This is a genomic window from Winogradskyella alexanderae (genome assembly GCF_020166335.1).
Lineage (GTDB): Bacteria > Bacteroidota > Bacteroidia > Flavobacteriales > Flavobacteriaceae > Winogradskyella > Winogradskyella alexanderae.
This window is the reverse complement of the sequence record NZ_JAIUJR010000007.1, coordinates 19,032-40,032: the sequence shown is the minus strand read 5'-3', so window position 1 is coordinate 40,032 and position 21,001 is coordinate 19,032. Positions and strand designations below refer to the sequence as shown.

Annotated in this window: 23 protein-coding genes; 8 read left to right on the top strand and 15 right to left on the bottom strand. The window is 34.7% G+C overall.

The annotated features are described in order from the left end of the window. Positions 1–5: 5 nt before the first annotated feature. The 9 genes from LBU54_RS10835 to LBU54_RS10795 all read right to left on the bottom strand — a co-directional run bounded on the left by LBU54_RS10835 (position 6) and on the right by LBU54_RS10795 (position 8,752). A complete protein-coding gene (locus tag LBU54_RS10835) occupies positions 6–1,094 on the bottom strand; it encodes a T9SS type A sorting domain-containing protein (protein WP_224529308.1) in 1,089 nt (362 codons plus the stop codon). A gap of 190 nt (positions 1,095–1,284) precedes the next feature. After that, the gene (locus LBU54_RS10830) at positions 1,285–2,100 is read right to left on the bottom strand and encodes an enoyl-ACP reductase FabI (protein ID WP_224529307.1); all 816 of its coding nucleotides are present in this window, start codon (positions 2,098–2,100) and stop codon (positions 1,285–1,287) included. Positions 2,101–2,153: 53 nt separating this feature from the next. Next, complete coding sequence (gene recN, locus LBU54_RS10825; RefSeq protein ID WP_224529305.1) at positions 2,154–3,806, bottom strand: DNA repair protein RecN; 1,653 nt, start codon at positions 3,804–3,806, stop codon at positions 2,154–2,156. Between the two features lie 108 nt (positions 3,807–3,914). Further along, entirely contained in the window at positions 3,915–4,802 is an 888-nt protein-coding gene (porD, locus tag LBU54_RS10820; RefSeq protein ID WP_224529303.1) for a type IX secretion system protein PorD, read from the bottom strand. Further along, a complete protein-coding gene (coaBC, locus tag LBU54_RS10815) occupies positions 4,795–6,006 on the bottom strand; it encodes a bifunctional phosphopantothenoylcysteine decarboxylase/phosphopantothenate--cysteine ligase CoaBC (RefSeq protein ID WP_224529301.1) in 1,212 nt (403 codons plus the stop codon). The genes porD and coaBC overlap by 8 nt, the downstream gene beginning before the upstream one ends. A gap of 96 nt (positions 6,007–6,102) precedes the next feature. Continuing rightward, complete coding sequence (locus tag LBU54_RS10810) at positions 6,103–6,429, bottom strand: DNA-directed RNA polymerase subunit omega (protein ID WP_224529299.1); 327 nt, start codon at positions 6,427–6,429, stop codon at positions 6,103–6,105. A gap of 11 nt (positions 6,430–6,440) precedes the next feature. Beyond that, entirely contained in the window at positions 6,441–7,241 is an 801-nt protein-coding gene (locus LBU54_RS10805; protein WP_224529297.1) for an outer membrane protein assembly factor BamD, read from the bottom strand. Positions 7,242–7,349: 108 nt separating this feature from the next. Next, the gene (gene dapA / locus LBU54_RS10800; RefSeq protein WP_224529295.1) at positions 7,350–8,234 is read right to left on the bottom strand and encodes a 4-hydroxy-tetrahydrodipicolinate synthase; all 885 of its coding nucleotides are present in this window, start codon (positions 8,232–8,234) and stop codon (positions 7,350–7,352) included. Next, positions 8,234–8,752, bottom strand: coding sequence for a DUF6913 domain-containing protein (locus LBU54_RS10795; protein ID WP_224529293.1), 519 nt, complete (start codon positions 8,750–8,752; stop codon positions 8,234–8,236). The genes dapA and LBU54_RS10795 overlap by 1 nt, the downstream gene beginning before the upstream one ends. Before the next feature lie 69 nt (positions 8,753–8,821). On the opposite strand from LBU54_RS10795, the gene LBU54_RS10790 reads away from it, so the two are divergent. Then, positions 8,822–9,580 (top strand): 5'-nucleotidase C-terminal domain-containing protein, encoded by a 759-nt coding sequence (locus tag LBU54_RS10790; protein ID WP_224529291.1) that lies wholly within the window; start codon positions 8,822–8,824, stop codon positions 9,578–9,580. A gap of 1 nt (position 9,581) precedes the next feature. Then, positions 9,582–10,496: a metallophosphatase gene (locus tag LBU54_RS10785; RefSeq protein ID WP_224529288.1), complete on the top strand. Its 915-nt coding sequence runs from the start codon at positions 9,582–9,584 to the stop codon at positions 10,494–10,496. A gap of 22 nt (positions 10,497–10,518) precedes the next feature. Here the strand turns inward: LBU54_RS10785 and LBU54_RS10780 are convergent, their stop codons facing one another. The 5 genes from LBU54_RS10780 to LBU54_RS10760 form a co-directional block, all read right to left on the bottom strand. Beyond that, positions 10,519–11,256 carry a hypothetical protein gene (locus LBU54_RS10780; protein ID WP_224529285.1) on the bottom strand — a complete coding sequence of 246 codons (738 nt, stop codon included), beginning with the start codon at positions 11,254–11,256 and terminating at the stop codon, positions 10,519–10,521. Positions 11,257–11,356: 100 nt separating this feature from the next. Further along, positions 11,357–13,351, bottom strand: coding sequence for an NAD-dependent DNA ligase LigA (gene ligA / locus LBU54_RS10775; protein ID WP_224529282.1), 1,995 nt, complete (start codon positions 13,349–13,351; stop codon positions 11,357–11,359). Between the two features lies 1 nt (position 13,352). Then, the gene (locus LBU54_RS10770) at positions 13,353–13,934 is read right to left on the bottom strand and encodes an LOG family protein (RefSeq protein ID WP_224529279.1); all 582 of its coding nucleotides are present in this window, start codon (positions 13,932–13,934) and stop codon (positions 13,353–13,355) included. A 1-nt stretch (position 13,935) separates the two neighbouring features. Next, positions 13,936–14,805, bottom strand: a complete 870-nt coding sequence (gene prmC, locus LBU54_RS10765; RefSeq protein WP_224529275.1) for a peptide chain release factor N(5)-glutamine methyltransferase — start codon at positions 14,803–14,805, stop codon at positions 13,936–13,938. A 1-nt stretch (position 14,806) separates the two neighbouring features. Then, positions 14,807–15,298: a GNAT family N-acetyltransferase gene (locus tag LBU54_RS10760; RefSeq protein ID WP_224529272.1), complete on the bottom strand. Its 492-nt coding sequence runs from the start codon at positions 15,296–15,298 to the stop codon at positions 14,807–14,809. A gap of 25 nt (positions 15,299–15,323) precedes the next feature. On the opposite strand from LBU54_RS10760, the gene LBU54_RS10755 reads away from it, so the two are divergent. Genes LBU54_RS10755 through LBU54_RS10735 form a run of 5 tightly spaced genes read left to right on the top strand, consistent with a single transcriptional unit; the run spans position 15,324 to position 18,967 of the window. After that, a complete protein-coding gene (locus LBU54_RS10755; protein ID WP_224529268.1) occupies positions 15,324–15,809 on the top strand; it encodes an LEA type 2 family protein in 486 nt (161 codons plus the stop codon). Further along, entirely contained in the window at positions 15,810–16,907 is a 1,098-nt protein-coding gene (ribD, locus tag LBU54_RS10750; RefSeq protein WP_224529266.1) for a bifunctional diaminohydroxyphosphoribosylaminopyrimidine deaminase/5-amino-6-(5-phosphoribosylamino)uracil reductase RibD, read from the top strand. It begins immediately after the preceding gene. After that, on the top strand, positions 16,900–17,511 hold the full coding sequence (locus tag LBU54_RS10745) for an HAD family hydrolase (RefSeq protein WP_224529263.1): 612 nt from the start codon (positions 16,900–16,902) through the stop codon (positions 17,509–17,511). Before ribD ends, LBU54_RS10745 begins: the two co-directional genes overlap by 8 nt. Beyond that, positions 17,508–18,359, top strand: a complete 852-nt coding sequence (locus tag LBU54_RS10740; RefSeq protein ID WP_224529260.1) for an EamA/RhaT family transporter — start codon at positions 17,508–17,510, stop codon at positions 18,357–18,359. Before LBU54_RS10745 ends, LBU54_RS10740 begins: the two co-directional genes overlap by 4 nt. Next, positions 18,356–18,967 (top strand): IMPACT family protein, encoded by a 612-nt coding sequence (locus LBU54_RS10735; protein ID WP_224529257.1) that lies wholly within the window; start codon positions 18,356–18,358, stop codon positions 18,965–18,967. Before LBU54_RS10740 ends, LBU54_RS10735 begins: the two co-directional genes overlap by 4 nt. Here the strand turns inward: LBU54_RS10735 and LBU54_RS10730 are convergent. Then, positions 18,962–19,369 carry an acyl-CoA thioesterase gene (locus LBU54_RS10730; protein ID WP_224529255.1) on the bottom strand — a complete coding sequence of 136 codons (408 nt, stop codon included), beginning with the start codon at positions 19,367–19,369 and terminating at the stop codon, positions 18,962–18,964. The two genes, LBU54_RS10735 and LBU54_RS10730, sit on opposite strands and share 6 nt — an antisense overlap. Positions 19,370–19,565: 196 nt before the next feature. Between LBU54_RS10730 and dnaA the strand changes: the two genes are divergently transcribed. Continuing rightward, on the top strand, positions 19,566–20,993 hold the full coding sequence (gene dnaA / locus LBU54_RS10725; protein ID WP_224529252.1) for a chromosomal replication initiator protein DnaA: 1,428 nt from the start codon (positions 19,566–19,568) through the stop codon (positions 20,991–20,993). The last annotated feature ends 8 nt before the right edge of the window (positions 20,994–21,001 follow it).

Here is a 21,001-nt window from a genome sequence, read left to right as displayed (position 1 = left end):
AATAGTTATTGCTTCACTACTCTTACGGTTTTAGTAACATTAGCTATTGTTACTTGAACAAAGTATGTACCTGTTTCTAAACCAGACATATCTAATTCACTGTCTACAGTCTGTGGCTGTACTCGCATAACTTCTTGTCCAAGCATATTATACATTCTTACATTCTCAATATTGTTTTGAGCGTTTAACGTTAATGTATTTTTCACTGGGTTTGGATAGTAAGTAAATGAATCAAGATAGTCAAATTCATTTACGCTAAGTACATTACACGTAACATCCGCTTCCCAACCCGTTTCTGTTACAGAGGCGTCTGAGTTGAACTCTATTGTCAACGCACCAGAGGCATCCGTTGATGTAAATGAATCTCCAACATTTAATTCACTTGAAGCAACTGAAGGTACACCACCGTCACCACTTTCTTCTCCACATAAGGTCTGAGCTAAAACAGGAGAGGCTGTTGTTGGTCCGTCATATATCGTTAGATAATCCCAACACCCATCTTGGTTACCCCCTCCAGTAGACGATTCGATATCAACTGAAGTAAATGTAATAGTCACAACTTCCCCTGGGTTATCTGGTGAAATTGTAACAGAATAGGATTCTCCTGATGAATAATTACCGGATGGACCACCAGTATCATAAAAATTTTCTCCACAGGCAGGAGGAGGTGGTGGTCCAGTACAAGTTACTGCTAAAGAATAATCTCCAGAAGCTGTACCAAAACCCTCGACTCTTATAATGTAAGTTGTAACGCCATCTGCAACAAAGGATACCTCGGATTGAAGACCACACGAATCATCATTAGATTCTAATACCGTTCCTCCACAAGCATCAAAAACTTCCAATCTAGTATCGTAGGTTGAACCACATAAACTGACTGTTACTGCATCACCTGAGGTTGCACCCGCCAAAGAATAAAAAACATCAGGTGAAGCTGTACCACCACTATCGGTAGCATTAACTGTTGAGCCAGATGCTGTTCCACCGCAAGCTATTGGCGTCGCGTTAGCACAATCGTCATTAGGGGGTGCCTGTGCATAGCTCTGGTATACAAAAGCTATTGTAGCAAAAAGCAAAAAAGTAATTTTTTTCATAAAATTTAGTATTTAAGTTAGTAATACCTTAAAAATATGTTAAAAACCAAAAGATTTTTCATTGAGGGTATCCTAATCGATGAAAAACCCATAATACCGATAAAAAACAATTAGTTAAATCATAATCAACATGTTATCAACAAAAAAGCCACTGAAATCAGTGGCTTTAATACAATTTTATCTAATTAAACTATTCTTTATCCATAAACACGTCCATAACGGCATCACTCACACCCATATTGCTAAAACCACCGTCATTGTATAAATTTTGCAACGTAACGCGCCGTGTAAGATCACTGAATAGCGTTACTGTGTAATTTGCACAGTCTAATGCTGTAGCATTGCCCAAAGGTGACATTTTTTCTGCATAGGCAATAAAGCCATCAAAGCCTTTTACACCACTACCTGCCGTAGTTGGTGTTGGCGACTGGGAAATGGTATTTACTCTAACGTTTTTATCCCTCCCGAAGAAATAGCCAAAGCTACGTGCTATACTCTCCAAATACGCTTTGTTATCTGCCATATCATTATAGTCCGGAAAAACACGTTGTGCTGCCATATAGGTCAATGCAACTATACTTCCCCATTCATTCATAGCATCTGCTTTGTATAATGTTTGCATTACTTTATGAAAAGACATCGCAGAAACGTCTGTTCCCTTTTGTGTCCAATCGTATTTTTGATCTGTATAGGCCCTACCCTTTCTTACGTTAATGGACATGCCTATAGAGTGTAGAACAAAGTCTAACTTTCCACCAAGAATTTCCATTGATTTTTCTACAAGATTTTGCAAATCTTCTTCTGAGGTAGCATCAGCAGGTATTATTTGAGAACCCGTCTTTTCAGCTAGGGCATTTATTTGCCCCATGCGCATTGCAACAGGAGCATTTGTTAAAACAAATTTACCGCCTTCTTCATGCACGCGTTCTGCCGTTTTCCAGGCGATTGAATTTTCGTCTAGTGCTCCAAAAATAATTCCTTTTTTTCCTTTGAGTAAGTTATACATATGTAAACAGGTTTATTTAGTTAGTTATGGTTTTTATGGTTATAAATATAGTATTAATTCAATAATTGTTTTGCATGTGCTATTGCAGAATCACTTAAATCAAGGCCTCCAAGCATTTGGGCAATTTCAACGATTCTTTCATCTTCATTTAAGCGTTTTAGATTCGTTAGGGTTACATTGTTTCGGTCCTCTTTAAACACTTTAAAATGTGCATCGCCTTTGGCAGCTATTTGTGGTAAATGCGTTATGGCAAATACTTGCATTTTAGCACTCATCTGTTTCATAATTTCGCCCATCTTATGCGAGATTTCTCCCGATACGCCAGTATCAATTTCATCAAACATAATTGACGGTAGTTGAATGTATTCTGCAAGGATTGATTTAATGGCCAACATTATGCGTGACATTTCACCTCCTGATGCAGCCTTCTTGAGTGTGTTGAAATTTGAACCCTTGTTCGCTGTAAACAAAAACTGTAATGAATCTTTACCATTTTGGAAATAATTTTCGCTTTGGGATACCTCAACACTAAACCTTGCATTGGGCATACCTAAATCATTGAGTATATGTTCTAGCTTTTTTACCAAAAGTGGTATGGCCTTGTTTCGTCCTTGATTAATCTGCAAAGCCAATTGATCTAAACGTTTCGTGATATCAGTTATTTCAGTTTCTTTTTGATTTATAAGCTCATCTAAATTTTCAGTATTGTCTACCTTTTGCTTTAATAGGTCCTTGATTTCAATAAGTTCTGCAATAGTTGAAACCGAATGTTTCTGAAAAAGATTATTTACTATTTGTAATTGTGAATTTAATTTTTCGAGCTCGTGTGGGTCCGTTAAAAGGTTTTCGTGGAGGTTGTCTAACTCCACTAAGATATCTTCAATCTCAATGTCAACGCTAACTATACGCTCCACTAATAATTTGTAATCCTTACCAAAATCTGAAATTTTGTTTAGTTCTTGTCTCACCGACTTGAGTTGATCGGCAATACCGACATCTTCAGTATTAATGATTGCTTTTGAATTACCTAGACGCTCTCCAATCTCCTCAACATTATTTAGAGCCTCATATTGTGTCTCTAACGCTTCCAGGTCAATTGATTCTAGATTTAATTCAGATAATTCTTTTAGCAGAAAAAGATTGTAGTCGTACTCTTTAACCATATCTGCTTTAGAGTCCTTCAGCTCTTCAAGTTCTTTTTGGAACTTTTTATATGTCTTCAATTGTACTTGATAATCTTCAAGGTTTTTTTTGTTACCAGCCAAAGCATCAATAACCTGAAACTGATAGTCGTCCTGAGTGATTTGTTGGGTTTGATATTGGGAATGAATATCTATAAGATACTCGCTAAGATTAACAAGGCTATCCAACGTAACAGGCGTATCGTTAATAAATGCCCTCGATTTGCCCGATGGCAAAATTTCCCTTCTGATTATGGTTTGAACATCATAATCCAAATCCAAGGTACTGAACAAGCCTTTTAGATTATACTTGGCAATGTCAAAAGTGGCTTCAATAACGCATTTTTTGTCTTTACTTTTAATTTGGGTTAAATCAGCTCTCTTGCCTAACACCAAAGCTAAACCACCAAGCAATATAGACTTTCCAGCACCTGTTTCGCCAGTTATTATAGTTAGTCCATTATTGAAATCTACATTCAATTGATCAATAAGGGCGTAATTTCTTATGTGGAGTGATGTTAGCAAAGCCTAATAATTGAAACACAAAATTAAAATATTCCGAAGTTATATTCAGAAGGATGGGTTAAAAGTTATGCAATATTTTGTTGTATAATAGATGACTGGAAATTGCATCTAGAACTTTATATTACGCCATTTCTGGGAATAAGTAGGCGCAATTCTATTCAAAATATCCATCGCGTCTGTAATATTCAGGCTCGGCCCACCTGAGAAAATATCCATTATTTCATCTGATTTAGCGTCAAAAAATACACGCATCAAAAATGAATTTGGGCGTCTACGATGTATTTTTTGAAGTTCGTCTAGTACAGAAATAACTTGAGCCTTTCCTTTTTTGGCGTCTTGATGCATCACGTCTAAACCATTTATATGGTATTCGTAAAGTGTAGTTCTAAATTCCTTAAACGTTGGAGACAGTAAATTGTCTATTAATGCAAATCTAGACTGGAGGCCATCTTCTAACTTCCAACCTTGACCGTTTAATTGCTGTGAATAGTTAGCAATTGTTTGTGCTTGCTTAAAATACGCATCACCGCCGTTTAATGCAAAGGTGTCTGCATCCATACCAAGGATCATATACACATGGAATGAAAGCACCGAAATTAGATTAGATTCAAACTGAATAGGATTGTATACCAGGTTTTGAAACTCTAAATATTGAAAATTAAAATTTCTATCATTGTAATTATATACAGGTGTATTATAGGTTGAATTATAAACAGGGCGTGATGAGGTTACTTGTAATGTGGCAGAAAAAAGGTCATTGTCGTACTGCTGCACATTGATTACCATATTACAATCAATTCGTTCTTGCTGATCGTAATTTTTATCTGTCCATTTAGTATTACTAATAAATTCATTTAGTTGTTGCTCAAGCGTTCTAAACACAACATTGTTGTCATTACCTGTTTGTTGGGCAATTACTGTAACTGTGCAATTTAGCTCTTGGGCGTCTGCACCAAAAGTGATAAAAAGAAGAATTAAAACAAATAGTTTACGCATCTAACTGATTTAAAATTTGTTGTATTAAATCTTCAGCAACTTCTGCTTTAGATTTTAGCTCATGTTCTATTACATTATTTTTGGATGTAATGAATGTAACCTTATTTGTGGATACGCCAAATCCAGCGCCTTTATCTTGCAATGAATTTAGAACAATAAGATCAAGATTTTTTGATTTTAGTTTTGCCTTAGCATTTTCAATTTCATTATTGGTTTCAAGTGCAAAGCCAACCAAAAACTTGTTATCCTTAATATCGCCTATAGACTTCAATATATCTTTGGTCTTCTCCAGCTCTATAGTAAACGTTGCATCCTTCTTTTTTATTTTTTGGTTTGCGACTTTTTTAGGTTTGTAGTCCGCCACCGCAGCCGCAAGTATTGCAATATCTACATCATAAAAAACATTGTGTACTTCGTTGTACATTTCTTCTGCACTTACTACAGGGATAAGGGTAACTAGGCTATGATCTGTTTTTTGATGTGTAGGACCACTAATTAAAGTTACATTGGCACCTAAATTGGCGGCTGCATTTGCTATCTCAAATCCCATTTTACCACTTGAATGATTTCCAATAAAACGCACTGGATCTATGGCTTCATAAGTTGGTCCTGCAGTAATTAATATATGTTTTCCATTTAGTGGTAATTGGCTAAGAATATCATTGGAAATGAATTCAACAATTTCCTCTGGCTCAGCCATTCTTCCTTCGCCTATTAGCCCACTAGCTAATTCTCCTGTACCAGCAGGTATCATCTTATTTCCGTAAGACTGTAATGTCCTGAAGGATGTTTTTGAAGAAGCATGTTTATACATATCTAAGTCCATAGCTGGCGCAAAATAAACGGGACATTTTGCCGAGAGATATGTTGCCAAAAGGATATTGTCGCAAACACCATTGCACATTTTGGCCAAGGTATTGGCCGTGGCTGGAGCAATGACAAATAAATCTCCCCAGAGACCGAGTTCTACATGATTGTTCCAGACTTGATTGTCGTCTTCCTCATCCACAAAAGAGGAATAAACGGGGTTTTTAGATAAAGTAGATAATGTAAGTGGTGTTATAAAATCTTTAGAAGCAGGTGTCATAACAACTTTTACGTTAGCACCTGCTTTAATAAATAGTCTGACTAAGTTAGCCGATTTGTACGCAGCGATACCAGCGGTAATGCCTAATAAAATATTTTTGTCTTTTAGAACAGACATGGGATGATCCTCGGAAACCGAGATTTAAAATGCTTAAGAGTTTATCTCAATAAATAAAAATACTATTCAATCTATTACAAGTTTGTAAAATAGTACTTATTCTTGAGTATCTTCAGTATTTCTATGATAAATCTTGTCGTCTAACCACTCCTTTATTGCCAATGTGTGTGGTTTTGGTAGTTTTTCATAAAATTTGGACACTTCTATTTGCTCTTTGTTCTCAAAGATTTCTTCAAGGCTGTCATTATACGTGGCAAACTCTTCGAGTTTATCAATTAACTCACGTCTTATATCCGTATTTATTTGTTCTGCGCGCTTGGCAATTACAGAAATTGCCTCATAGATATTGTCAGTAGGTGCATCTACTATGTTTCTGTCGTAAGTAACTGTAGTTACTGGTGCGTCGGTTTTTTTTAAATCCATTGTTATAAAGATTAACTTTTTGCTATTGTGGTATCGCCTCCATTCTCCAATATCTCTTTCATACTATCCGCTTCTTCAATGTACTTGGAAGTTGGAAAGGCCTTTTTAAAACTATTATAATATGATAGCGCATCAGCTATACGCTCTTCTTTTAATTGATCTATACTAAGTACAGCAAGTCTATATGCTGAATCAAACCTGTAAAACATAGCATCCTCTCGCAAAGCTGTGCCCGGGAATTCCAACAAAAAATTATTGAACGACTTAATTGAAGCCTTATAATCTGTTATTAAATTATATTGCTTTGCAATTTCAAACGCCTTTTTTTCCAGTTTGTAATCCAATTCATTAACCAATTTGTTAGCTTCAGCAACATAACTAGAATTTGGATATGTGTTTATGAATATTTGCAGTTTTTCAATAGCTTCTACCGTATCCTTTTGCTCCTTGGTATGTACAGGGGAATTATAATAATACCCTTTGGATGCTAAAAACGCCGCTTGCTCAGTCTTCTCACTACTTGGGTAGATGTCTACAAACTTATCAAAATGATAACTTGCTATATAATAATCACCTATTTCGTATGAGCACATCGCATGCATAAAGGTCAGTTTCTCAGCTTGTGGCTTACCTCTATAGTTTGGGAGTATTTGCTCAAATAAACGATGGGCCTTGGTAAACTTACCCTGTTCGTATAATTCAGTTCCCATTTTAAACTTTGCCGCTGTATCCTCAGATTTCAATGCTTTCTGAAAATCACTGCAACTAGACAGAAAAATGGTTAAGATTAATAAATAAAATAGGTTTCTCATATAAGCAAAACAGTTGGCAAAAGTACATATAATTAATGGATTTTGAAAACAAAAATTATAGACTAAAATAGGCCTTACTACAATCAATGGCTTGTATTTAATCTAAGTTTAACTTTTACCTAAAACCATCAGTTCTTGTTTGATCTTGTTTTTCAGGGAAATTGTTGCCTCTACTAAAGGTAATCTGACATAAGTTGAGGATATACCCAATTCATTTAATACCGCTTTGATTCCTGCTGGATTGTTCTCTGCAAAAATCAAGGAAGTAATAGGCATGAGCCTAAAATGAATAGCATAAGCTTCCTTTGCCTTACCCGCAATTCCGAGACGAATCATTTCTGAAAATTCTTTAGGTAGGCCTTGTCCAATAACTGATATAACACCTGATCCACCTGCTAAGGCTACACCAAGCGCTAAATCGTCATCTCCTGAAATTACCATAAAATCCTCAGGCTTGGTTCTTAATAGTTCTAGATACTGATGCACATTGTTTCCTGCTTCCTTAACACCAATAATATTGTCAAAATCATTAGCAAGTCTTATAGTTGTTTCTGGCTCCATGTTTTTTGAAGTTCTTCCTGGGACATTATATAAAATCACTGGAATTGGAGAGGCTTCTGCAATAGCTTTAAAATGCTGATATAATCCTTCTTGAGTGGGCTTACTGTAATATGGAGAGACCGATAACAAAGCATCAATACCAGACAAATCGGTTGTGTTTATTTCGTCAATAACGGAAGAGGTGTTATTCCCTCCTATACCCAATACTAATGGTAATCTGCCATTATTTACTTTTGAAATAAAACTTACAAGCGCTTTTTTTTCTTCAACAGTAATGGTTACACTTTCACCAGTAGTACCGCTTATTACGAGATATTCAACTCCATTTTCAATGTTGTATTCAATTAAGCGCTCAAGTGCATCGTAATCAATGCTTAGATCATTTTTAAATGGTGTAATTAAAGCAACACCTGTTCCTATAAATTGGGTCATTATATTTTTTTTAGAATTTTTAAATACTTTCTGAATTCAACTTTAAAAGTCTTAAAGTCTTTGGGTTCAATATCGATTATTAAGTCGAATAATCGTTCGTCAAGTCTATTAAGCCCAACCTTAAGATTAGCTTTTGAGGCAGCCGTAATTAAGTTTAGAAAGACATTATTCGTTTTGTAATAACTAATTAGAACGTCATAATTTTCGTTAATAAAAGATTGTAAGTCAATATTGTTAATCTTTCCTTTCCAACCAAAATCCTTTGGGCTAAAATAGCTTTCCCATTGGCTAGACTCAAATTTATCATCTAATGTAAAGGCAATTATTTTATGTTTTGGAGACGTAAGATTTAATTCTTCAAAATAGGCTCTGAAGACTTCAAATTCTGAAAATTCATTATCATGCAACAAAACTCCAATGGTTCTTACTTTATTGCCGTTCACCATCGCCTTACGATTTTGCAATAATGAATTAACATATTTTTGGTTTGATTTTGTCTTGAATGCCTTTAAAATCATTTATTTTTGACTTTGTGCAAATTTAGCAAAAGCACTCACAAAAATTCATAAACAATTTATAAGAAATAAATGTTTCTAAAACGGATAACGACCATCTTTCTCGCATTTGCGGTACTAGCTTGCAATAAGGAATACCACTTAAGTAAAATAGAGGGTAAAAGAATTGAAATAAATGACAGCTTAAACGAGGATCAGAAAATTGAAGCATACATAAAACCTTTCAGACAAAACGTAAATAAGAATTTAGATAGTGTCATATCATACGCACCTAAAACATACTCTAAAACAGATGGTGAACTTAATACAGCTATAGGAAATTTAATGGCTGACGCTGTATATGAAGAATCTAATCCTGTATTTAACAGTAGAACCGGAAAGAATATTGATTTTGTGATTTTAAATCATGGTGGAATAAGGTCTATTATACCTAAAGGAGATATTACCACCAGAACGGCGTACTCAGTAATGCCTTTCGAGAATTCAGTCGTTGTTGTGCAACTAAAGGGAACCCAAATAAAAGAAATGCTAATCTATTTAGCATTGGCAAAACGAGCCCACCCTTTGTCAAAGCATATACAAATTAGTTTGGACTCAGATTTTCAGTTAAAAACGGCAACAATAAATAATGCCGAAATAGAGAGCGACAAGACCTATTATGTAGCAACAAACGATTATTTATATAACGGTGGTGATAGAATGACCTTCTTTAAACCTAACGATAGTCTTTTTGTTTTAGACTATAAAATTAGAAATGTATTGATAGATTATTTTAAAAAGAGGGATACTATAAACCCGGTTATTGATGAGCGTTTTATTCAAATAAAATAACATGAAACGAAGGAAATTCATAAAGCAAGCCTCTGCAACAGTAGCATTAGCTGGCATAGGCGGATTAGGTTTGCAATCTTTTCAAAGTAGTTCACGCAAGCGTATTACTATACTTCACACTAATGATGTACATAGTCACATTGACCCTTTTGGTCCAAATGACGGTAGAAATGCCAATAAAGGTGGTGTAGCAAGAAGAGCTTCTCTGGTAGAGGCAATAAGAAACGAGAATCCAAACACCCTACTTCTAGACGCGGGCGATATATTTCAAGGCACACCCTATTTTAATTATTATGGCGGAGAATTGGAGTTTAAGCTTATGAGTATGCTTAAATATGATTTGGCAACCATTGGTAATCATGATTTTGACAACGGCATAGAAGGGCTTTATGCGCAATTACCGAATGCTGATTTTGAGTTTGTATCTGCCAATTATGACTTTTCCAATACGATAATGGATACACATGTAAAGCCCTATAAAATATTTTTAAAAGATGGAATAAAGATCGGTGTTTTCGGTCTTGGTATTCAATTAGAGGGATTAGTTGACAAACGCATGTACAAAGAAACTGTTTATAATGATCCTGTAGAAATTGCCCAAGATATGTCTCGTATTTTAAAAACGGATGAAAAATGTGATTTGGTAATCTGCCTCTCGCACATTGGTTATTTTTACAAAAAATTCCCTGAAAGAGTATCCGACATAAACTTAGCAAGAGCAACCAAAGATATTGACCTTATTATTGGAGGACATACTCATACATTTTTACCCAAACCAACAATTGAAAAAAATAGTATTGGGAAAAATGTTTTGGTAAATCAAGTGGGTGCTTATGGCCTTTACCTTGGACAGATTGACTTCTATTTTGAACCTGGTAAAAACGTGGAAGCCAAAGGCACCTCAATAATAGTGTAGCCCTTCTTTCGGTTATAAAGTTTTAGGCTCCAAGCTGTTCTTCAGTATATTCAGGCTCAGGCCCCGTAAACTGAATTTGAGATTGTTTGTACAAGAAAATAAATGCAATAACCAATAAAAAGGAATATACAAAAACCAGTATATTATTCTGTAGTACATAGTAGTAAGTCAATTGAATAATCTCCGAAAATACTACAGAAATGGATCCAATTAATAACATCATAGACTTAGTGTCGTTCCTGTACATGTAGTTAATCAATGTCACGGATAAAAACACCATTATAATACCATTATAGACATATTCTAAAGTATACTCATAGATGTTTAAAGTACTTACAGCCGTGGCAGTCACTAAGGAAACACAGAAAATATCTAGAACAATTAAAATAAATATTGGTCCGGACAATTGAGAGAAGACGGATTTAAAATCTAGTTGCCTTAAAAACTTCAGTGTAATTACGAAATACGACAATATAAATAGGCTATTACTGGTATAATAAAAATAATCTGTATCTCCTACATACAAATCTGGTCCATACCACGAAAAATAGCCAACGATAAGGCCAGCAGTATGTAATATTAAGAACCATAAGAAATAAATATTCTTTCTTGGTGTCCAAATACCGTAAAGTAGGGTTAAAAGCAACATTGCTAAAGCACTTGTGGCATCGCCTTCTATTTCAAAAGCTATACCTTTAAACACAATGTAAACACCGGCTAATAAAAGCAAAAGCACCTTAAGTATTTTACCAATAATCATTAATTAATCCCTTATTAATGGGCTAAATATAAAATTATTTTACAATTAAACGGTAAAAAAATACATTTTATCGATAAAATACCTATTTTTTTGTAAGAATTTATTTCAAGAGGTTTAAAAACGCTTGTTCTGTTAGTATAGGGATATTGAGATTTTCTGCTTTTGTTCGTTTACTTGGCCCCATTTTATCACCTGCTACCAAATAATTTGTTTTGGAAGATATAGATGAAGACACCTTACCACCATTATCTTCAATTAATTTTTTAAGCTCTGTTCTGGACACTGATTCAAAAACACCAGAAACAACAAACGTCTCCCCTTTTAACTTATTAGTCTGGTTAGCCAATTGATCAGCGTCTATCTCCAATTTTACACCAAAACTCCTTAAGCGCTCAACAGTGTGGTTATTTTGTGTGTTATTAAAAAATTCGATCACGCTTTCGGCTATTCGATTGCCAATTTCATCAACACTGACTAATTCTATCATTGTTGCTCGACTTAGAGCATCTATAGATTTAAAATGTTTAGCCAATTTTTTAGCTACAGTTTCTCCAACATATCTTATACCTAGCGCAAATAATACCCGCTCAAAAGGAATTTTCTTTGAGGCGGCAATTCCATTTATTAAATTTTCTGCACTTTTCTCAGCCATTCGCTCTAATGGTATCACCTGCTCCTCAGTAAGTTCATATAAATCTGAATAATTATTTATCAATCCTTCATTTACTAACAAAGCAACAGTTTCTCCCCCTAAACCTTCAATATCCATAGCCTTTCTAGAAATATAATGCTGTATGCGCCCAACTATTTGTGGTGGACATCCGTTATAATTTGGACAGTAGTGCTTTGCCTCACCTTCTAACCTTATAAGTTGGGTTTTGCACTCTGGACATTGTTCGATATATTTTGTTGGCTTAGTATGTTCTGGTCGTTTCGAGAAATCTACGGCAATTATCTTAGGTATAATTTCACCACCTTTTTCCACAAAGACCGTATCGCCTTCTCTAATGTCCAATTTTTCAATTTGATCCGCATTATGTAAGGAGGCACGCTTAACAATTGTACCGGCTAGATGTACCGGTTCCAAATTTGCTACGGGTGTTATAGCCCCTGTTCGGCCTACCTGGTATGTAATTTCATTTAAGCGTGTAGAGACTTGTTCTGCTTTAAACTTATAGGCCATGGCCCAACGCGGTGCTTTGGATGTATAACCCAACTCCTCTTGTTGAAAAAGACTGTTAACCTTTATAACTACACCATCAATCTCATAAGGTAAATTATGCCTGTGTTCCTCCCAATATGAAACGTAATCTAGAATTTCATCGATAGAATTCACAAGCTTTGCTTCTTCTGGAACTTTAAATCCCCATTCACGGGCTTTTTTCAGGCCCTCAAATTGAGTAGAAATACTAAGATCATTTCCCTTAATACTATACAACAAACACTCTAAAGGTCTTTTTGCTACCTCTGAACTATCTTGTAGTTTTAAACTTCCAGATGCGGTATTTCGTGGATTTCTGTAGGGTTCTTCTTCGTTTGCGATTCGTTCCTCATTCATTTTGAGAAAACCCGCTATTGGCAAAACAATTTCCCCTCTAATGTCAAATCGTTCAGGGAAATCGCCTTTAAGTTGAAGTGGTACAGTGTTTATTGTTTTAACATTTGTAGTAACCTCATCACCTTGTACGCCATCACCTCTGGTTACTGCTCGTAAAAGTTTGCCTTTTTCATAAGTCAAACTCATGGAAGCACCATCGTATTTGAGCTCGCATGTATACCGAATACTACCATCAACAAGTTTTTTAATTCGTTTTTCCCAGTCTAATAAGTCTTCTTTGGAATATGAATTATCAAGGGAATACATCCTAAAATCATGAACTACAGTTTCAAAGTTTTTAGTTATTGCCCCACCCACACGTTGTGAAGGTGAGTTAGGATCAAAAAACTCAGGATTTGCCTTTTCCAAAGCCTGAAGTTCCTCCAACTTCATATCAAACTCATAATCACTTATTGTTGGGTTATCCAATATGTAATAATTATAATTATGCAGACGCAGTTCTTCTCTAAGCTTAACTATTTTTGACTTTATATCCATTCTATAATCCTTCTTTTTTCAACCATTTCGGTGTTGGTAGTGGTTGGTAATTTTTCATTTTGGAGAGTAGCCCATCAATTGTATGGTCAATTACAACAGCGTTATAATTTTCTTCTTTTAAAAAGCCCTTGTTTACCATGACCTTGCATTGTGCTATTAGAGCATCATAATATCCACTGATGTTTAAAATACCTATTGGTTTGGTATGTAAACCCAATTGACCCCATGTGGTGATTTCAAAGAATTCATCCATTGTACCAAATCCTCCAGGAATAATCATAAAACCTTCACTTTTTTCATACATTTTCACCTTACGATCATGCATGTTCTGAGTTACAATTAACTCGGTTAGTTGATTGTTTACAATTTCCTTTGTTCTTAAAAAATTTGGTATAACACCAATAGTTTTACCATTATTATCAATAGTGCCTTGTGCAACCCTACCCATTATGCCAATCTTTGCAGCGCCATAAACCAAAGTAATATTGCTCTTTGCTAAAATGGCTCCTAATTTGTACGCGGTATCAATAATAAATTGATCATTGCCTTCACTGCTTCCACAAAACACAGAAATACTATTCATCTTATTTTTTTGTTCCTTTTAACATGCGCTGGTTTGAATTCAGATCTTCAAATAATTCAATAGCAGTAAAATCTGCATCAATAAGAAGTTGCTTGGTTTCCTTACCAAGATACTGGTTAATTTCAAAATATAATTGTCCCTTTGGCTTTAATTTCTTTTTAGCAAAATCAGTAATTGCTCTATAAAAGATTAATGGATCTTTGTCTCTAACAAACAGTGCTAAATGAGGTTCGTGCTCAAGAACATTTGGCATTATTTCACTTTTCTCTGACAGTCTTACATACGGTGGATTAGACACAATAATGTCAAATTCCAATCCTTCAAAACGTGAATAACGGTTGTTTTCATCCAAAATATCGGCACAGACAAATTGTATTTCTACTTCATTTATTTTAGCGTTTTCTTTGGCCACGTCTAAAGCTTGTTTGGATATATCAAGAGCAAAAACGGTTGCAGACGGTATGTGTTTTGCAAGGCTTATTGCTATGCATCCACTACCTGTGCCTATATCCAAAACTCTCAGCGCTTGCTTTCTTTTAATTTCACTACTTTTAATAATTAAATCAACCAACTCCTCTGTTTCTTGTCTTGGAATAAGTACATTTTTATTTACCTTAAAAGTAAGTCCATAAAATTCTGTTTCACCCAAGATGTATTGTATTGGTTCTTGAAGTTTTAAAGCTTCTAAAGCTTTTAAGAAAAAATCAGTTTCTTGCTTTGATAATGTTAATTCAGGTTGTATTGCTAATTGAAATCGCTGGATATTTAAGTAATGTGTTAAACATAGGTAAAAGAAACTTGTCACCTCATTGGCACCATAAATAGCATCAAGTTCTTTATGAAAAATGGCTTTTATATCTACTGCCTTCAATTTATAAGTCTTTTAACATCCAAACCGAGCAAGAATAATGACCTGTGTCTCCCATGGGGTGATCAATGTAATTGAAACCTACCTTTTTGTATAGTTTACGAGCATCATCCATATAAGGCATTGTTTCTAAGTAGCATTGGGCAAAGCCAGATTCTTTTGCAAAGGTTAAACACTTTTTCATCATCAGGCTTCCCAATCCTTTACCTCGTGCCTCGGGCATAAAATACATTTTCTGCAATTCACACACATTACCATCGTAATTTTCTAAGGGCGAAATTCCTGCCCCACCGATGATGACGTCGCCTTTAGCAACTACAAAATATTTTTTCCTAGGCGCATCATAGCTTTCTGCCATGCAGTCAAGAGATTTATCTTCGTAAGCTGTACCTACTTTAGGAACTCCCATTTCAATGAGTACTGTACGTATTGCTTCAGCAATCTTTGGATTATCCTTTTGCTCAATTTCTCGGATAACAATAGTATCTTTACGCACTTAATTATTTGAATTAAAATTGGGTATGAAGATAGCCATAATTCTGTTTTTTTACATGAAAAGATTTGGACTCATCGTAATAAGCTGTATACTATTTTTTGGTTGCAAAATCAAGGAAAAACCTGAGTTCCTGGGACTCAATAAAATAAAAGTCGTTAATGTTGATTCACAAAACATAACTTTAAGTGCAGACGCTCTGTTTAAAAACCCAAATGATGTAGGTGGCATTTTAAAAACCAAAGGATTAAAGGTATTTGTAAATGAAAAAAAGGTAGCAAATATCGTTTCTGAAGAATTTGATGTGCCCTCAAAAAACGAATTCACAATCCCATTGGTGGTTTCAATTGCAACAGATAGTTTAGTAGATAAAAATAATTTAGGCAGCTTGTTGGGCAGTTTAATCTCACAGCGCCTCAAAGTAAGATATCAGGGTGAGATAAATTATAAAGTGCTTGGTTTTTCTTCAGCTTATAATATTGACGAAGAACGAATTATTAAAGTAAAGTTGTAATTGAAAGTACACGAGATCTACATAAAACGATGTTTGCAAATTGCCAAAAACGGATTGGGCACAACACAACCAAATCCAATGGTAGGTGCAGTTATTGTTTTTAATGACCAAATAATTGGAGAAGGATATACCAGTGCCTATGGTGGTCCCCATGCAGAGGTTAATGCCATAGACTCCGTTACTGACCAAGCATTACTTAGCAAAAGCACACTCTATGTGACATTAGAACCGTGTAGCCATTATGGAAAAACACCGCCATGTAGTGATTTAATAATAAGACATAAAATTCCAAAAGTTGTCATTGGTTGCGTAGATGATAATCCAGAAGTAGCCGGAAAGGGAATCGTAAAACTTAGAGCCTCTGGCTGTGAAGTTTTGTTGGGAGTTTTAGAAAACGAGTGTAAGAAACACCACAAACGGTTCTTTACCTATCATAACAACAAGCGTCCATATATTATTTTAAAATGGGCACAAACTACTGACGGATATATTGCTCCATTAATCAAAGACACTAAAGAACCTGTTTGGATTACAAATCAGTACTCCAGACAACTTGTACATAAATGGCGCGCACAAGAACAAGCTATTTTAGTTGGAACCAACACAGTTGTCGAAGATAATCCAACCTTAACGGTAAGGGACTGGTTCGGCAAAAATCCTGTGAGAATAATATTGGACCAAAAATCAAGTATTGGATTAGAATATAAATGCCTAAATAAGGAGGCAGACACTCTAGTAATAAGTGGAAATGAGACTACCTCTAACAAAACAGATGAAAACCAAAATGGTTGGACCATTTATCCACCAAAAGACAATGGTCTTAATGCCACCTTTATAAATATTGATTGGAATAAAAAACATCAAGTTGCATTGCAAGTTTGCGATGTTCTTTATAGATCTCAGATAAACTCAGTAATAATTGAGGGTGGTGCAAAAACGCTTCAAGCATTTATTGATGAAAATCTCTGGGATGAAGCACGTATTTTTTCAGGTAGACAACTATTTGGAGAAGGCATAAAAGCTCCGAAATTTAATGGCTTCAAAACTTCCGAAACTAAGATCTTGGATGACTCCTTAAAAATCTACATCAATGATTGATACTCTAATTTTTGATTTTGGGGATGTTTTCATCAATTTGGATAAACAAGGTGCAATGCAAAATGCTCTTGATCTATTCAAATTAAATGCGTTTGAAGAGGACATGCTCTTAGCTAACAAGAATTTTGAATTGGGTAAAATAGCAACAAACGATTTTATTGGGTTCTACATTTCTAAATTTCCATATCTAGAGACAACGGACATTGTAAACGCATGGAATTATATTTTAAAGGACTTTCCATTTTACCGATTTGAATTCATTCAATCTCTTTCAAGAACAAAACGATTCAAGCTTATTTTACTTAGTAACACTAATGAATTGCACATCGACTGGATTAAAAATAAGGTTGATTTTTTCGAAGAATTCAAAACATGCTTTGATCAGTTTTACTTGTCTCACGAAATAAGAATGAGAAAACCTGACACTGAAATTTTTGATTTTGTTTTGAGAGATAATCAGTTAACCCCAAATAACTGTCTTTTTATTGACGATACTGCCGAAAACACAAAGACTGCTTCAAAATTAGGTATTCATACTTGGAATATAGATGAAACAAGAGAAGACATTGTTGACCTGTTCAAAATTAAAAAGCATCTGTTTTGATTTATTTGGTCTTCTGCATACTCTCTTCTACAGGCATTTTTGTTTTTTTCAAACTGTTTAAAAAATACGATGTTAATACACTCCAAGCTATTGTGGTAAATTACATTACAGCATTTATTTGTGGTATTACCCTATACGATGGCCTAATTAATTTAGGTGAAATTATAAATTCTTCATGGTTTTATGGGGCAGTAGGATTAGGTTTCTTGTTTATACTAATTTTTAATGTAATGGCGCTCACAGCACAGACTAACGGCTTATCTGTTGCTTCTGTTGCCAGTAAGATGAGTGTTATAATACCAATAGTGTTTGGTATTATTGTATTTAAGGAAAGTGCTGGGTTCATAAAATTAACTGGAATATTTATGGCACTTGTTGCGGTATATTTAACCTCAGTTAGGGATAAAGACAATGTGATCTTAACACAATCAATTTACCTGCCAATTCTATTGTTTTTTGGATCAGGTACTATTGACACTTTGGTGAATTACTTTGCTCCAGATGATAAAATTCCATTGTTTTCTGCTACCATATTCGCCATGGCATTCTTTATAGGTATGGGTGTTTTGATTTTTAATTCTATTAAGCAGAAAAGCAAACCAAAATTTAAAAGTATTCCCTTTGGAATGGCATTAGGCATTTTAAATTATGCTTCCATATACTATTTATTAAAGGCCCTGAGAGTTGATGGCTATGAAACCTCAACAGTATTTACCATTATTAATGTTGGTATTGTGGCATTTTCAACCCTGGTTGGACTATTTCTTTTTAAAGAAAAAATTTCCAAAAAGAATTGGGCTGGGATTTTTATAGCAATGATTTCAATAATTATAGTGACATTGGCTTGAAAGATAACATTGACAAATACAAGACCATTTTAAAACAAAACGAGGGGGAACTCTTTAAAGATAAAAACAGTAAATTTTACGGCTATGCCTATCCTGTTGATAATGAAAATACGGTTAAACGATATCTGGAAGAACTAAAGAAAAAACATCATACAGCTAAACATTGGTGCTATGCATACCAAATTGGAACAGAGCAGATCATCTTTAGGGCTAATGATGACGGCGAACCAAACAATTCTGCAGGTATGCCAATTTTTGGTCAGATCCAATCGTTTAGCCTAACAAATATTTTAGTTGTTGTTGTACGCTACTTTGGTGGTGTTAAGCTTGGAGTAAGCGGCTTAATAAATGCCTATAAAACAAGTGCGCAATTGGCTTTAACATCCGCAACTATTATTGAAAAGACAATAAATAAATCGCTTCAGCTTAAATTTGAATATAAAAACTTGAGTAAAGTACTAAGATTACTTAAAGAAAATAACGTTGAAATATCCAAACAAGTCTTGGAAATGGACTGCCTGTTGGAAATATCTGTCAGAAAAAGTAACTACCAACAATTAGTTACCTTGTTTGAGAATTTTTATGGCGTCGAAACACTTGAATTATAACGAATAATTTTGCAGTTTATCTAAAAGATATTTTGGACATCGCGTAGGTCGATTTCGTTTCATGTCAATAAATGCCAATGTTGTGCTTCCCGTTGCTAGGAGTTCTCCTGATTTCTTAACTAGCTCATATTCAAAGTCTATAGTTGCGGTAGGCATTTTTTTTAGTCGAGTTATTACTTTAAGCACATCGTCATAACGTGCTGAATTTTTGTAGTTTATGCTAAGTGATATAACTGGTAACATTATACCCTCTGCTTCCATCCCACTATAGCTCAGTCCAAACTCCCTTAGCCATTCCGTTCGGCCAACTTCAAAATATACTGCGTAATTGGCGTGATACACAACGCCCATTTGGTCTGTCTCGCCATAACGCACCCTAATTTGCGTTTCATTTAATTTCATTTAAGTGCGTTTTTCTGATAAAAAATTTGTACTTTCAGACGAATTTAAACATGGGAAAAAAAATCTTAAAATTCAATAGAAATTCATTTTTTTTTTAAGAATTTTGTTCACATATTTGTTCGATATTAAACGAGAGAAATTCAGTTCTCTTTTTTTTTGCTAATCTAACTAACAATACAAAATATTAACTCAAAGCATGGAGGTAACCGCTCAATCTGTATGGGATAACTGTCTTGATTTTATAAAGGATAACATTCAACCACAAGCCTACAAAACATGGTTTGAGCCAATTAAAGCGGTTAAACTTTCTGGCAATGCTCTAAGTATTCAAGTACCAAGTAAATTTTTCTATGAATGGCTAGAAGAACACTATGTTAAAATCTTAAAAGTTGCCTTAACAAAAGAGCTAGGGGAAGATGCCAAATTGGTATATGTCATTAAAATGGAGAACACCTATGGAAATAGGCAACCATTTACTGAAAAAATACCAAGCTCTAATAGATCAGCCCTTAAGTCACAAGATGTAGATGTACCCTTTGATAATAAAAGCCCAGAATTAAAAAACCCTTTTATTATACCTGGCATTAGAAACGTAAAAATTGAGTCGCAACTTAATCCTAGTTATAATTTTGATAATTTTTTAGAAGGGGATTCAAATCGCCTAGCAAGAAATGCAGGAATTGCAGTAGCAAACAAACCAGGCGGGACATCATTTAATCCGCTATTAATTTTTGGTGGCGTAGGATTGGGGAAAACACATTTGGCTCATGCAATTGGTGTAGATATTAAAGATAAATATCCCGAAAAAACAGTCTTATATATTTCAGCTGAAAAGTTTACACAACAATACATAGATTCAGTTAAAAAGAATAACAGAAACGACTTTATACATTTTTACCAGATTATAGATGTCTTAATTATTGACGATGTTCAGTTTTTGTCTGGTAAAACAGGGACTCAAGATGTGTTCTTCCATATCTTCAACCATTTACATCAAAATGGTAAACAGGTAATTCTAACAAGTGACAAACCACCTGTAGATATGCAAGATATTGAGCAGCGCTTGCTTTCTCGCTTTAAATGGGGGCTTTCAGCAGAATTGCAAACTCCTGATTTTGAAACACGGGTATCCATCTTAAAAAACAAATTATATAGAGATGGTGTTGAAATGCCTGAAGAGATAGTAGAATATGTTGCAAAGCACATAAAAAGTAATGTGAGAGAATTAGAAGGTGCTATAATTTCATTAATAGCACAATCCTCATTCAATAAAAAAGAAATTACCTTAAGTCTGGCTAAGGATATTGTCGAGAAATTCGTTAAAAACACAAAACGCGAAGTATCTATTGATTACATTCAGAAAGTAGTTTCAGATTATTTTCAGATGGATGTTAGCACACTTCAATCCAAAACCAGAAAACGCCATATTGTTCAAGCTCGTCAATTGGCTATGTTTTTTGCAAAGAAATATACTAAAGCTTCATTAGCCAGTATTGGATCCCAAATTGGCCAAAGAGATCACGCCACTGTACTACATGCTTGTAAAACAGTAGATAACCTCTCCTCTACAGATAAGCAGTTTAGAAAGTACGTAGAGGATCTTTCTAAAAAATTATCTCTCTAAAAAAATCT

Bases quoted from the DNA above. Each gene is read 5' to 3' on its own strand.
- LBU54_RS10835 (WP_224529308.1), bottom strand. From the start codon at position 1,094: ATGAAAAAAATTACTTTTTTGCTTTTTGCTACAATAGCTTTTGTATAC.
- LBU54_RS10830 (WP_224529307.1), bottom strand. From the start codon at position 2,100: ATGTATAACTTACTCAAAGGAAAAAAAGGAATTATTTTTGGAGCACTA.
- porD (WP_224529303.1), bottom strand. From the start codon at position 4,802: ATGCGTAAACTATTTGTTTTAATTCTTCTTTTTATCACTTTTGGTGCA.
- coaBC (WP_224529301.1), bottom strand. From the start codon at position 6,006: ATGTCTGTTCTAAAAGACAAAAATATTTTATTAGGCATTACCGCTGGT.
- LBU54_RS10810 (WP_224529299.1), bottom strand. From the start codon at position 6,429: ATGGATTTAAAAAAAACCGACGCACCAGTAACTACAGTTACTTACGAC.
- LBU54_RS10805 (WP_224529297.1), bottom strand. From the start codon at position 7,241: ATGAGAAACCTATTTTATTTATTAATCTTAACCATTTTTCTGTCTAGT.
- dapA (WP_224529295.1), bottom strand. From the start codon at position 8,234: ATGACCCAATTTATAGGAACAGGTGTTGCTTTAATTACACCATTTAAA.
- LBU54_RS10795 (WP_224529293.1), bottom strand. From the start codon at position 8,752: ATGATTTTAAAGGCATTCAAGACAAAATCAAACCAAAAATATGTTAAT.
- LBU54_RS10790 (WP_224529291.1), top strand. From the start codon at position 8,822: ATGTTTCTAAAACGGATAACGACCATCTTTCTCGCATTTGCGGTACTA.
- LBU54_RS10785 (WP_224529288.1), top strand. From the start codon at position 9,582: ATGAAACGAAGGAAATTCATAAAGCAAGCCTCTGCAACAGTAGCATTA.
- LBU54_RS10780 (WP_224529285.1), bottom strand. From the start codon at position 11,256: ATGATTATTGGTAAAATACTTAAGGTGCTTTTGCTTTTATTAGCCGGT.
- ligA (WP_224529282.1), bottom strand. From the start codon at position 13,351: ATGGATATAAAGTCAAAAATAGTTAAGCTTAGAGAAGAACTGCGTCTG.
- LBU54_RS10770 (WP_224529279.1), bottom strand. From the start codon at position 13,934: ATGAATAGTATTTCTGTGTTTTGTGGAAGCAGTGAAGGCAATGATCAA.
- LBU54_RS10755 (WP_224529268.1), top strand. From the start codon at position 15,324: ATGAAGATAGCCATAATTCTGTTTTTTTACATGAAAAGATTTGGACTC.
- LBU54_RS10745 (WP_224529263.1), top strand. From the start codon at position 16,900: ATGATTGATACTCTAATTTTTGATTTTGGGGATGTTTTCATCAATTTG.
- LBU54_RS10730 (WP_224529255.1), bottom strand. From the start codon at position 19,369: ATGAAATTAAATGAAACGCAAATTAGGGTGCGTTATGGCGAGACAGAC.
- dnaA (WP_224529252.1), top strand. From the start codon at position 19,566: ATGGAGGTAACCGCTCAATCTGTATGGGATAACTGTCTTGATTTTATA.